Below are 14,520 nucleotides of genomic sequence, written 5' to 3' on the forward strand. Positions count from 1 at the left end.
TAGGGAACGTTATGCTGAAGTTATTGCAACAAGCACTGGATAGCGATATTTCGCTGTGGGTTGAAGGTGAAGACATCGAGCTGTCTTTTGGAGATGAAGCGCCAGCTGAGTCTTTTATTGATTCGCTAAGGCAAGAAAAACCTGCATTATTGGCCTTTTTAAATGAGAAAGAAATTTTTAGCGAAGAGGCCTTTGAGCAGTTTTTGTCTGTAGATGCAATGGAGTCCGGTGACGCTGATCTCGATGCTTCATTTTTAGCCGACGAGCTGTTAACCGACGGTTTGAGTTTCAATGACAGCATGGGTATCGAGGCGATATTTCCTGCTACCAGTTTACAGCAAGGATTTGTCTACCATCATTTAAGTCAACCGCAAGATGATGCTTATCGCGTACAACTGTTGCTAGACTATCATCACTCGTTAGATATTCCGCTCTATCAGAAAGCCTGGCGCATGGCATCGAAAAGTTTCCCCATCTTGCGCACAGCCTTTGACTGGGATGGCGAAGGCGACATTTTGCAGGTGGTTAGCCAAGCGCCGTCCATCGATGAAAGCCACTTCGACTATCTGGACCTGAGCTCTTTTAGCCAGACGGAGCAAGAAGAGAGAATACAGCAGCTATTGAGCACTGATCGTAAGCAAGGTTTCGACTTATCACAACCGGGTTTGTTGCGCTTTGTGATCATTAAACTGGGTGTAGAGCTGTATACGGTTCTTAAAACCGAGCATCACATTATTAGTGATGGATGGAGTAGTGCCATTTTGCTGCAAAACGTCCATCAATACTATGCTGATCTGGTTGATGGTAAGACACCGCAGCCTGTTGTTGAGACGGCCTATCTGGATGCTCAGTCTTACTATGCAAAACATACCAATGAAATCCATCGCTACTGGGAGCAAGCCAAGAAGAACTTTGGCGAAACAAACGACATTAATCCTTTGTTGAGCCATCCCTGTGATCTCAATCAGATTAAAACCATTGAGCAGGCAACCGAGACGACTCATATTATTAAGGGAGCTACTTATCACGCGCTCAAAGAGTGTTGCCGTCAACTCGGAGTCACCTTAAGCGTTGCCGTTCAATTTGCCTGGCATAAATTGTTGCATCTCCATACCCAGGACGAGCAAACAATTGTGGGTACGACTGTCTCTGGTCGAGACATTCCTGTGGAGGGTATTGAAACCAGTGTCGGTTTGTACATCAATACCTTGCCTCTGGTTGTTGACTGGCATGATGATCGAAACGTTGAGCAAATTCTCTTGAACATTCATCAGTCAAGTGCCGACTTAAATAGCTACTCCAATATTCCTCTCGCCAGCTTGCAGCAAGAAGGAGAGCGATTATTCCATAGTTTGTTTGTGTTCGAAAACTTTCCTATGGCCGAAGAAACCATCGGGTCGGGTAACGGTCAGGCTAATATTGTTAGCTTTCGTCAATCCGTGGGCAAAGTTGATTATCCTCTTTCATTGACGGTTTATGATCAAAATGAAAGCTTGATGCTTAAACTGGAGTATGGTGAAGAGTGGTTAACTCACGAGAAAGCTATGGCTTTGCTGGCTAAAATAGAGAAAGTTTTGCAGGCGGTTCCTCAGTCTACGCAGCGCCCTCATTACGACATAGATTTGTTGAGTGACGAAGAACGAAATAGACAACTGGCTTTATGGAACCAAACAGAGTTACCTGTCACTGGAACGGGGTTGCATCACGCATTTGAACAACATGCAAAAGAAAATCCTGGTGACATTGCGCTTAACTTCGAAAGTAAGCAGTGGAGCTACCTTGAATTGAACCACAGAGCCAATCAATTGGCCCGTCTTATTCAACAGAAGCATCAAGAGGGAAGTAATAACGACTCCCAATTAGATGACAACAAGCTTATTGCTTTATATCTTCGCCCCGGACCGGATATGATTGTGTCTGTGCTTGCAGCGCTAAAGTCGGGCTCTGCCTATGTCCCTATTTCTCCAGAGTTTCCCTCAGAGCGGATTCAATTTATCTTAGAAGATACTCAAGCTTCTTTGGTGATTTCTCAACAAGATCTGCTGACACCACTTAACGACTCATTGATAGAAAGCGAGACAAAACCGCAAGTAGTGAGTATCGATAGCTCAAAGATAAAAGATCAGGTAGAGAAACAAAATTCAGACAATCTTTCTTTGCCAGTTGACGGTTCACAGTTAGCCTATGTGCTCTATACATCAGGAACTACAGGTAAACCCAAAGGCGTTTTGATTGAGCATCGAAACCTGATTAACCTTATGCATGGTTTGGATGACGCACTGGCACCCCGTAAACGCTTAGTGACGTTAGGCGTGACTTCCTTTGTCTTTGATATTTTTGTACTTGAGCTTTTCTTTACATTAACCAAGGGCGGCACCTTAGTGATTGCGTCAGAGCAACAGCGACAATCGCCCGCAGAATTGATATCAATTATCCAAGAGCACCAAGTGACATTGGTGCAATTAACGCCAAGTCGATTGCAGTTGTTATTGTCAGAAACTGATATTCCTCAAATATTCGCTAAGGTAGAGTGTTTGATATTGGGCGGAGAGGCGTTTCCACAACAACATCTTGCACAGCTGCAATCTTTGCCTAACCTCAAGACATTCAATGGTTACGGGCCCACCGAAGCGTCGGTGTATGCCACTATGAAAAACCTCAGCCATGAGGAGCGAGTGACTCTCGGAAAGCCTATCGCCAATTCGCAGTTTTATGTACTGGATAAAGCGCAGAAGTTATTGCCAGAGGGGTGTCGTGGAGAACTCTATATTAGTGGCTCTGGTCTGGGTAGAGGGTACCTTAATCGACCGGAGCTAACCGCCGAACGCTTTATAGAAAATCCTTTTGTTGACGAGCAAACAGCAACTGCTGCGACACAACGTTTATATCGAACGGGTGATGTGGTTCGGTGGTTACCCAATGGCGAGCTGGAGTATCTTGGACGCAGCGACTTTCAAGTTAAAATTCGCGGATACCGCATTGAGCTGGGCGAAGTAGAACATGCCCTGTGTCGCCTATCCAGTGTTAAACAATGTGTCGTTATTAATAAAGAACATAATGGCTCTCAGTATTTAGCGGCTTATGTAGTACCAAACAAAGAGGGCTTTTCACAAGCTGAAGGCTCTCATCGCGCTGAAGGCTCTCGCCAAGCTGAAGGCTCTTTTGATGCTGATGCTCTGCTTAACGAGTTATCAAAGGTTTTGCCAGAATACATGATCCCCAGCAGCTTGATGTGTCTGGATGCGATTCCTATCACGGTTAATGGCAAACTCGATCGAAAGGCGCTTCCTCAACCTTTATTTGAGTCGCAATTGACTTATCTGGCACCCACCACGGAGTTTGAACGTCAGCTTTGTGAGGTATGGCAGGAGGTTCTTGGATTAGAGCAAGTGGGTATCAATGATAATTTTTTCCGTATCGGCGGCAATTCGATATTAGCAATACAGCTGACTGCAGCTATTCGAAACAAGCTGGAGGTTGATATACCGCTGGCGGTTTTACTGGAACAAAGAACCGTAAAAGGCATCGCCGATAAGTATCAAGCGGTTGAGGTTATTTCAAAGACTGAACTATCACCTTATCCACTGTCTTTTTCTCAAGAAAGAATGCTGTTTTTGCAACGCTTTGATGAGGGCAGTAGTGCTTACCACATTCCGTACTTTGTGCAACTAAAGGAGGATGTTAATCTCGACGCCCTGGCAAAAGCTTTCGAAAAGGTCGTAGAACGTCATCCAATACTTAGAACCGTTTATCGTCAAAACGACTTAGGGCAAGAAGAACAACAACTCCTGAACTATAAAGCCGAGCTGTCGGCTATCGCATTAGATAACGCAGATGCCTTTAAATCAAAAGTGCTTGAAGATATTTATCAGCCATTCGATTTGACCTGTGAGGCGAGTATTCGCACGAAAGTCTATAGCCAAAACCACAAGCAGTATCTACTGATAATATGGCACCACATTGCCTTTGACGGCTGGTCAACGTCTATCTTTATGCAGGAGTTGGGACAAGCCTACCAGGAACTAATACTGGTACAAGAGGCACAGGGACAAGAAACTGAGTGGCAACAGTCCGATATTCGTTATGTGGATTTCGCTGCCTGGCAGAGAGAGCGTTTGCAAGGGGAGTTGTTTGAAGAGTTAAATGACTACTGGCTACAGCAATTATCCGACTACGAAACGCTCACGTTACCAACTGACCATCCTCGTCCTGAGAATGTCAGCTTTGAAGGTAGCAATTTTCTATTTGAAGTCGATGAAGCGCTTTCTACGAGACTAAAGTCTCTTGCGAAGCATCACGAAACGACTTTGTACACAGTGATGCTCAGTGCCTTTTATTTATTGTTGGCAAAGCTTTCTGGACAACAAAACATCATTCTAGGTACTCCCTCAGATAACCGACGTCATCCTCAAACTCAAGGGCTGATCGGACTCTTTGTCAATTCTTTAGCGTTACGCACAGATGTTGAGTCTTCAGTATGTTTAACGGATTTTATTCATCAAGTTCATGAGTTAGTGAAGCAGGCAAAGATTCATGAAGAGTTACCTTTTGAGCGTTTACTTGAAGTACTTAAGGTAGAGAGGGACACCTCGCGCCATCCTTTATTCCAGGTTATGTTCAGTATGGCGATTGAAAACACTATGGTGGATATTCAAGCTGGATTGCCGTTTGAATCGATTGACCTTGATGAAGAAACCGATCTTTACACTCCGGCTAAATTTGACATAGATCTCAGTCTGAGCGATCAAGGTGGCATCATTGCGGGAACAATGAATTACGCTACCCAACTGTTTGAGCGTGATAGCGTTGCGCGTATAGTAAAGATGTATCTTACCGTTCTAGCCGCGATGGCAGAAGATACGCAACAGTGTGTATCAGACATTGATCTCATATCAGAAGCTGAACGGGAACGACTACTTTATCAGTTCAATCAAACGGATAAAAACTTTCCACAAACTGATTTACTGCATCGACTGTTTGAACAACAAGCCCAATTAAAAGGCCAGCAAGTAGCGTTAATCTATAAGGATAAACAGTTAACCTATCAAGAAGTGGATGAGGCAGCTAATCAAATCGCTTCACATATTCGCAAGCAATACCAAGCTCTTTATCATACGGCCATGCCCACAGGGACTTTTATTGCGCTTTATCTTGATCGCAGTCTCGAAACCTTTGTGAGTATTTTGGCGGTATTAAAAGCTGGGGCAGCGTATGCCCCCATTTCGCCAGAGTATCCGCAAGACAGAACTCAGTTTATTTTAACGGACACACAAACTCCTTTGGTTCTTACTCAGCACCAATACCTTGCTGATCTTGATTCCTGGGTCAGTGGTTTGGAGCAACCGGCTGGTTTGCTTGCGGTGGACACCCTCGTAGCAGGCACTGAAAAAGTGCAAGGTATTACCAGTACTAAAACCACAGTTGAGCCGAACGATCTGGCTTATATGATTTATACCTCAGGAACCACTGGCAAACCCAAAGGCGTAATGATTGAGCATCAAGCGATTGTAAGTCGCTATTTTGGTTGGCAAGAGCTCTATTTAAAAGGCAAAGAGCCCACTGTGTTAAACATGGCCGATTATGGATTTGATGTAGCCACGGCAGATTGGATTCGAGCATTGTGTTCGGGCGGACAGTTAGTGGTGTGTCCTAAAGAGACGTTACTTGACGCACCTGCATTGATTGAACTTATCGAGAAGCATAACGTGAATCTGGCAGACTTTGTTCCTGCTACTTTACGCAGCCTGACCGATTATGTAAGTCATCAACAAAGAAAGATGCCATCGATTGATCATCTTATCGTCGGTTCCGATGTATGGAATATGAATGACCACTTTAAGGCTCAGCAATCTCTCGACTCCAACACGCGCTTATATAATGCTTACGGGGTGACAGAGTGTGCGGTAGATTCCTCATGTTATTACGTAGCTCCAGAACAATTGCAGCCATCGGTCCAATCCATCATAGGACAGCCTCTGGCCAATGTGCGAGCTTATGTTCTGAATGAAGCCATGCAGTGTCAACCACTGGGAACGCCAGGAGAGCTTTACATTGGCGGAGCGGGTTTAGCGAGAGGATATTTTAATCGTTCTGATCTTACGGACAGTCGTTTTGTCGCTAATCCTTTTGCGACCCTCGAAGATAAAAAGCGCGGATGGGATCGATTGTATAGAACGGGCGATTTGGTTCGTTGGCTACCCGACGGTAATCTTGAGTTTTTAGGTCGGAACGATTTTCAGGTTAAGATTCGTGGTTATCGCATCGAGCTAGGCGAAATCGAACACGCGCTGATGCAGTTGTCGAGCGTAAAGCAGGCGGTTGTTATCGATAGAGAAAAAGACGGCAGAAAATATCTGGCTGCTTATGTTGTGTCTACGACAGGAATCGATATCACTCAGGACTCGCTACGGGAACAAATCGTCGATAGTCTGCCGGAATACATGATCCCAAGCACATTTACTGTTCTCCATAAGATACCACTCACCGTCAACGGAAAGTTAGATCGCAGACAATTGCCCGAGCCACAGTGGACAGAAGCAGAAGACTATGTCGCACCTCGTTCAGCGACGGAAACGACCTTGTGTGAAATATGGCAGGAGGTGCTGGGTCTAGAGAAAGTCAGTATCCGTGATAACTTCTTTCATATTGGCGGTGACTCTATTTTGTCATTGCAGGTGGTCAGTCGCGCCAATGCCGCGCAGATTAATTTGACGACTCGTATGATTTTTGAGTCCAGTACCATCGAGAAGCTGGCCCTTCAGGCATCTTCCGTTCGTCGCAGTATTTCTCAAGAGAGTAGTGAAGGGCAATTATCTTTATTGCCAATTCAACAGGATTTCTTGATGACAGAGATGAAGGCATCCGGTGATTTTGACGCTCTAACATTGGGGCATTTTCATCAGTCATTACTGACAAGAGTGCCAGAGCCCTTCGACATTGAATTTCTTAAGTTATTTGTCAGAGCTTTATATCGTCGCCACGACGTATTCCGCTTGCAGTTTTCGATAAAACCTTCAAAAGAATGGCAGGCAGAATATTTGCCCGTTTCAGATAGCGTCGCTGATAAATCTGTTCAAGTTTATCAAATGCAGTCAGAAGATTATGCCAGCGAAATAGAGCAAGTAGGTGAAGCCGAGAAAGCTTCTTTCGATATCCAGAGCGGACCTTTATTTAAGATGGTTTATCTTGTTGGGGTTAAGCCAGAACAAAGTCGCTTGTTATGGATTGCTCATCACTTAGTTGTTGATGGGGTTAGCTGGCGTATCTTGATGGCAGATCTCATTCGTGCCTATACCCAATACCTCGCTGAAGAACCTGTGCAGTTATTGGATAAAACAACCAGCTATCAAGACTGGTCGCGGAAGCTTTTGGACTACAGTCGCAGTGATACTTTGAAAGAAGAGAAGGCTTACTGGTTAGAGAGCTTGAAGCAATCAGTGCAGCCTATCAGAGAAGACAATCAGAATGTTACAGACAACCATTGGTCGCTCTCGCAGAGCATAGAAGCGACTCTGGATGAAAAGCACACTCAGTTGTTGCTGAGTCAATGTAATACGGTTTATCAAACCCAGGTTAATGAACTCTTGCTTTCTGCACTCTTTCTGGCCTGTCATCGGTGGCAGGGGCATACCTCATTACGGATTGCCATGGAAGGCCACGGACGAGAGGATATTTTTGACGATGTTGATTTGAGTGAAACCGTTGGTTGGTTTACCAGTATATATCCTCTGACGTTACGGTATGAGCAGAGCGAAGCGACCCTATCGCTGGCGGATTTAATTACTCGGATTAAACAGCAGGTACGTACAATTCCTGCTAAAGGGCTGGGCTATGGTCTTCTGCGTTATCTGGCTAAAGACCGTGATATTGTTGCGGTGGAAGCTGAAGCTCATACCGACATACTGTTTAATTATCTGGGACAATTTGACGACAATAATAGTCAGAAAAGTAGCGAGAAAGGCAGTGAGGGCGCTTTTGAGGTAACGCGAGAAAGCAGTGGAAGTGATACGGGAGCAAAGATCCAACGAACCCATAAATTGAGTTTGAACGCGTTGGTTATGAACAAAAAACTCAGCATTAATCTTGAGTTTAATAACAAGCAGTTCGAATTAGATTCTATGCAAGGGTTTGCTGACATGCTCATTACTTCACTCCAAGAGGTTGTTCAACATTGCGAACAGAAGCTGAGTCCTTATTATGTCAGCGATTTGCCTCACGGGATCCTTGAACAGGCGACCAGTAACCGAGATCAATTCGAGTCTTTGATAAGATTTAATCAGAATGGACATCACGATCCTGTTTTTGCAGTTCCTCCTGCAGGTGCGGGTGCAGAAGCTTACTATCAACTGGTAAAACAGCTTGATCCTGAGACTCCCATTACTGTTTGTGAAAACATCGAGCTATATACCAATGCGCTTTATTCTTTGCCCAGTTTGGCAGACTACTATGCTCAACTCATTATCAGCACAAAGCCATCGCAACCAGTTTATCTGATGGGCGCATCACGGGGTGCCATCTTAGTTCAGGCGTTAGCAACCATACTGGAAGCCAATGCTATTGATGTTAAGGGGGTGTTTTTCCTCGACCCTATTGGTTACACCATGGCCCCTGAGTGTATGCAGCAGATAGAACAAGATACCAGAGTATCTTCTTTCTCAACGGAGCAGCGAGACATACTCAACCATACATTACACCTGTTTGATTATACACGGCGACTTAAGGTTTATTCTGGCGACGGAATTGTGTTTCAAAGTGAAGCTGATATGCCTAAGTCTGGTGATTGGTCTTATGTCGAAAGCATGATTGAAGAGTACTATCAATTTTATGGTGAACGCGAAGCGCTGCCAAAACTGTCTTATGGGCTCGGGGCAATTTTTCCAAACTGCAAAGCCGTCCATCTTGATGGTGATCATGGGCAGCTTCTGGGGCCTTTGAATCTGGCTGTACTGGCAGAAGAGATTAATCAGTTTATTAAACGGAAATAATTCTGCGGAATACACACTTTACTAATGAGAATGAATTATGAATAAGTATTTACCGGAAAAGCTACAGCCAATGCTGCTTCCAATCAAATTGGATTCGCTCGGCTTGTTTTTCATTAACTTTTTGATCCCCATTGTGGCTCATAAAAACTTTGAGGCGAATGGTTGGCAAATGGGTTTGCTGTTTTCGTTGCAAGCCATTGGAACCGGTTGCAGCGCCTTACTATTTTCTAAAAAGGTAAATCGCTGGACTCACCGCTCTCACTTAATCTTATTGGGTTCTATTGTAAAAGCGGTTGCTTATGTGCTGTTGTATTTGGCGATTATCAATACACAGTATGAACTCATGGTTGCGGCCACGTTTTGTTTAGGCTTTGGCTCAGGTATTTTCTGGCTAGTGTGGCAAACTTGCTTCGCTCAATTAAGTGACTTTAAACACCGAGCCGAAATTTTTGGTGAAGCATCGAGACAGATGGGGCTGGGCGTTATGTTTGGCTCCATTGCCGCATTTACGTTACTGTCACTGGCAGAAGATTACAATCAACCCGAGTGGATTGGTTATATGGTTATCTTAGCTTTTTCGGTAAGCTCTTCGATAGCTGCGGTATTAAGCTTTAAGGCCGTATCGGCCATGTCGTCACAGGATGCTCAAGAAGAAAAAGAAATTCCTGTGCCTATAAAGATGACCACCATCGCGATTTTTTTGTTTGGGATGATATTTGTTGGTCAGCTATCAGGCTCTCTGGTGGCACCATTTCTAGAGGTTTATTTGTTAGACCATCTAAAAATCACCAGCATTGAAGATTTATCCATCGCTTATATTCCTGGTGGTATTATTTCTATGATCGTTGCGCCTAAGCTTGGTCGCTTTGCAGACAATATTAATCCGGCCTTGTTTTTGGGCGGAGCGAGTATTATTGGAGCAACAACTACCTATGTTATGTTGCAAGTAACGAGTATATGGCATATCAGTGCGCTTTTTGTTATCGACGCCAGCGTGATTACCTCTGCCGGATTAGTATTGGCCAAATTGATTAGCGAAGTGGCTGGCGAAAATAAAGGTACTGCTTTTGGCCTACAGGGTTTTGTGAGTAACTTTGGCGCAATATCGGGCCCATTAATTGGTGGCTTCTTTTGGCAGACTCAGGGAGCAACAGGTCCATTAATGTTCTCTATTTTTACGGAAGTCTTTTTGGCTTTCTGTTGTATCGCGATTTTGTTGCCCGCTTTGTTAAGAAGCAAGCATTTTGCCGAGTTACAGCGATCAAGTTCTGGTAGTTAGGGTTGAGAGTCACTGCCAAATTCCATTTTCGTTCGACAGAGTGAAAATGGAATTGGCTTTAAGTTGGAGAGTTGTTAATAGTTGGAGAGTTGTTAAGTGACAGCGATAACGTTATTTGCCGTTCCCTACGCGGGAGGATCGGCAGACGCCATTTATACCAAGTGGAAAAAGGAATTGGGTGAAGAGATTCAGCTGATACCACTGGAATATGCTGGTCATGGTGTCAGGATGAGTGAAAAACGCCACGATAGAATAGAAGAGACAGTTGCCGATATGCTGCTGCAAATCAGTCCAGTTGCTCGAGAGGAGCCTTATGCTATTTATGGCCACAGCATGGGATGTGTAGTGGTGTATGAGTTACTTAAAGCCATTGCCGAGCTAGGATTGCCAGCGCCGAAAGAAGTCTTTTTGTCAGGTAGAAACCCACCTCATCGGGAGTATAAGACGAGCCTGCATACCTTACCCGAAGATGAATTCCTGGATGAGATCAAGCAAATAGGCGGTACACCACAAGACTTCTTTGAGATCAAAGAGCTGAGAAATATGTTTTTGCCTATCTTACGCAATGACTATAAGTTGGTTGAAGAGTACAAGTTTCAATCACCTCAGCATCTGACTCATGCAAATCTAAGCTTCTTTTATAGCGACAAAGACAGCATGGTTGAGTTGAGTAGTGCCTACGAATGGCAAGATTATACCTATGGCCATTTTACGCTACACCGATATCGTGGCGGCCATTTCTTTATTCATGACTTTTACTCGGATATGTGTCAGAAGATCCGCAATAAGCTTGTTGTTGAATGCCAATTAGTCTGAGCATTTTATCAGCGATCAAAGAGAAGGTTTTCTCTAAATATTGGTCGCTGGTTGAGCTGCTTTAATATCTTTCGATTCAAGTTCAATGAGTGACTGTCGCTCTTTTCTTAGTAGCATGTTTTTAAAGTATTGAAAATAAAAATAAAAATTTCTATTCAATTTCTATTCACCACAAAATAGAATTCCATTAAGACTTTATTCCACCGGGTCGTTTAGTCTCCTCACATTATTTTTGAGGAGAATTTATGAAGCGACAGAATGTTCTTTTTTATCTGGTTTTTTCCTTACTGGCAGGTATCGCATCTGCTAAATCCAAAACGCCAGAAACCGATGCTTACGCCAATATGATTGTTGAAAAAATAGTCAAAGCTTATGGCGGCAACAAGCTCACCTCAGTGAAGAGTATCGAGATAACTGACTACAATAAGAGCCCTTGGTCCGGGCAAAGTGAGCGGCCAGATCAACTCGATTTTTTTCGCGATCATTCTATCTTAACCATCGATTTTGAGAATCAACGAAAGAGTATGCTGTCCTGGCGTGTAACTCGAACCGGCAAAGATCTGGACAGATTCGTCTTTGACGGAAAAAGAGGCCGTATTTACGATATATTAAATCGAAAATACAGTAACGAAGACTGGTTGAATTTTGAGTCACTGGGGCGTTCTGTTATTGGAATGAGTGATACCATGATTGCTCATACATTGGCCAATTCCAAAGAGGAAGTCGAGCACCTTGAGGAAGCAAACTATCGCGGCTCTCTACATCATAAAGTCAGAACCTCGTTAAGAGGTCGGACGGGATATATTCTATACATCCATAAGGACTCTGGGCTCATTAGTAAGATGACCCGCAAGCTTTCTCGTGCCAGAGAGCTGGTTTATGTGTTTTCTAACCATCGTCAATCCGATGGCATCACTTTTGCCCAGGATCTCAACCTTTTTGTGGACGGCAAACCCTTTATTGTGTCAGTAGAACGAAACATTAGAATGAATCCCTCTTTGGAGGATTTATTCATAGAGCCTTCTGGCTATCGCTATTGGGGAGATACGTTTGACACATCGAAGCGCTCGGTTCGAAAGTTAGCCGATGGTGTTTACCATATTGGTAAAGATCGCTCATATTCGTTATTTGTAGAAACGGACGAATACTTTATTGCTGCTGGCGGAGAAGGTGAGCTAAAAGAAAATTATGAGGCAGTCAAAAAGCTTGCAGCCAACAACAAGCCTTTAAAGTACTTTATATTAACTCATCACCACAGAGAACATCTTGCGATCCTCAATGAAGTTGAGACTATGGGTGCATCCATCATAACAGTGCAAGAGCACCTCGATACCATTCAACAGCAGTTAGCGAAAGAGCTCACACCAGCTCAGTTTTATTTGGTGAAAGAAAAAGCTGAATTTGGCGAGGGGAGAGTTCAAGTTCACGATATCGCCACTGCTCACTCCGAACATTACCTATTAATTTACTTACCTTCCGCAAAGATCATATTTGGTGAAGATCATTTCGAAACACAATTAAAAACAGCGCTTCCTCGTGTTCACAAAGATATGGTGACATTTAGAGATGCCATGGAAGCCCTCAATATTGAAGTCGATTATCTTGTTGATGGGCATAGCCCAAGAAAGCTCTCAATCGCTGACTTTCAAATAGCGACGGATGCGTACAAAGAGATTCGTTGCCCTAAAGGTTATCAAATCTGCCAGAACGGTTAGTTTTAAAGGCCGTTAATATTTTTCTAACGAGAGTTATAAATCATGTTATTTAGGAAAGACCTGTTACTTATCTTCTTTGTAGGCTTCATCACCAACCTATGGGCTGGCGATTTAGCTACTCATGAAGTTACATCCGACAAAAAAATCATTCCAATTGAGCCACTACTGCTGCCCCTCGTCAATCAAGGTAAAGATATCGATATTTACATGGGGAAGTACGAAGTCACGGTTGCAGAATTTATCCGCTTCATCAATGCCACTGGTTATCAGGTAGTCGACAAGTGTCACCAATACAGTGCCTCTCAGTTGCCTGCGGAACCCAAAGGGCGCTGGGACCATCCGGATCTGGTCGATAATTACTACAAGCCTGTCGTTTGTATTGGCGTTAAAGGCGCTATAGCTTATGCGAATTGGTTATCCAAAACCACAGGAAAGTCTTATCGTTTAGCGGAATATAAGGAATGGCATTTTGCGGCCTCAGAAGGTAAGGCAAGTCGCTTTGCTTTTGGAGAGGATTATAATCAAAGTGAAATTTGCGAGTACGAAAATATTGAAGACGTAGCCAACTTAGCAGGTCTGATTCGAGATCATAATGAGCGTCACGAACAGAGTGCTCGATGTAACGATGGTGCTATTTATCATACTGTGGTTGGTATGTATCGCCCCAATTTATTTGGCTTTCATGATTTGATGGGCAATGTTCGAGAGTTCTTGCAAACCTGTGTGAAAAAGCAGACCAAAGAACCCAACCACTGTATCGAATATAACGTTGGGGGAGAGGCCTGGCATTGGCAAGCCCGCAGTGTTCATGTTCCTGCTACCATAGCCACCGATTTTAATGGCGGTCTCGAAGGGTTTCGCCTGGTACTAGAGACGAACAAAACTCCGCCAGTGTCTGCTGCAACACTGGCTTTTTCAAAGAATTTATCTCTGGCACAAAAAGCGGCGAGGCTCATTCACAACAAAAACAAGTTAATTCCCGAGCCATCATCGGGCTTAAGAGCCGAGCTTTTGGATAATGATAAGGTTGAGTTAGTCTGGAATCCTTCCATGAATCAAAATACGACTTACTCTGTTTACCGCAGTTATCTTGATCCAAAAGGAAAGCTTAGTCGGAAGATGCAAAAAATAGCCGAGGGTTTAACAACTCCTCGGTTTATAGATCAGCTGGAAGCAAATGGGGCTGCGAGCTATCAGGTTTTCGTTCATTCAAAATATGGCGAAAGTCTGGCGAGCAATGAAGCATCTATCGGCAAACACAAGATCTTTACCCTTGGAGAGCGAATTCAGGCCGAGCAGTATCGATCTCATCGCCACACTCGAGTAGGATTTCCTGCTAACAACTCGAATAAGAAGTCAGGCGAGCAGATTGTTCGGTTTGTATCAAATATCAGGCATTACCCAGAAGAACGAGTGCCATTTTTACCCGCCTGGATTAAGTTTGATTTCAATAGTCATTATGAAGGTAAGGCTCGTTTAAAGATGCGTGTTAAACCTGGTGGTGACGAAGCGAAGCTCGAAGTATGGCAGGGTCATCATTTGCTTGCCAGATTGTCTACGGGTAAAGAGAGTGGTTTTGTTGAACTGGAAACGGATGCATCACTCATTAAAAGCGACGCTCCTCTAGAAATTCGCGCAGCCAATCAGGTGTCGTTTTCTATTGATTGGTTAGAGATCAATTCTTGATACTCTCAGAAAGTCACTTAGCTTCTACTAAACTAAGTGA

Annotated in this window: 5 protein-coding genes; all 5 read left to right on the forward strand. The window is 43.9% G+C overall.

Going from position 1 to position 14,520, the window contains the following annotated elements; genetic code table 11:
• The first annotated feature begins 11 nt into the window (after nt 1–11).
• The 5 genes from NH399_RS08555 to NH399_RS08575 all read left to right on the forward strand — a co-directional run bounded on the left by NH399_RS08555 (nt 12) and on the right by NH399_RS08575 (nt 14,480).
• A complete protein-coding gene (locus NH399_RS08555; RefSeq protein WP_253038882.1) occupies nt 12–8,984 on the forward strand; it encodes a non-ribosomal peptide synthetase in 8,973 nt (2,990 codons plus the stop codon).
• A 37-nt stretch (nt 8,985–9,021) separates the two neighbouring features.
• Nucleotides 9,022–10,263 carry an MFS transporter gene (locus NH399_RS08560; RefSeq protein ID WP_253038884.1) on the forward strand — a complete coding sequence of 414 codons (1,242 nt, stop codon included), beginning with the start codon at nt 9,022–9,024 and terminating at the stop codon, nt 10,261–10,263.
• A 96-nt stretch (nt 10,264–10,359) separates the two neighbouring features.
• The gene (locus NH399_RS08565; RefSeq protein ID WP_253038886.1) at nt 10,360–11,079 is read left to right on the forward strand and encodes a thioesterase domain-containing protein; all 720 of its coding nucleotides are present in this window, start codon (nt 10,360–10,362) and stop codon (nt 11,077–11,079) included.
• Nucleotides 11,080–11,324: 245 nt separating this feature from the next.
• Nucleotides 11,325–12,794, forward strand: a complete 1,470-nt coding sequence (locus NH399_RS08570) for a hypothetical protein (protein WP_253038888.1) — start codon at nt 11,325–11,327, stop codon at nt 12,792–12,794.
• Between the two features lie 42 nt (nt 12,795–12,836).
• Nucleotides 12,837–14,480: an SUMF1/EgtB/PvdO family nonheme iron enzyme gene (locus NH399_RS08575; RefSeq protein ID WP_253038890.1), complete on the forward strand. Its 1,644-nt coding sequence runs from the start codon at nt 12,837–12,839 to the stop codon at nt 14,478–14,480.
• The last annotated feature ends 40 nt before the right edge of the window (nt 14,481–14,520 follow it).

Origin of the sequence: Pleionea sp. CnH1-48 (assembly GCF_024124665.1) — a bacterium.
GTDB lineage: Bacteria > Pseudomonadota > Gammaproteobacteria > Enterobacterales > Kangiellaceae > JAMXSB01.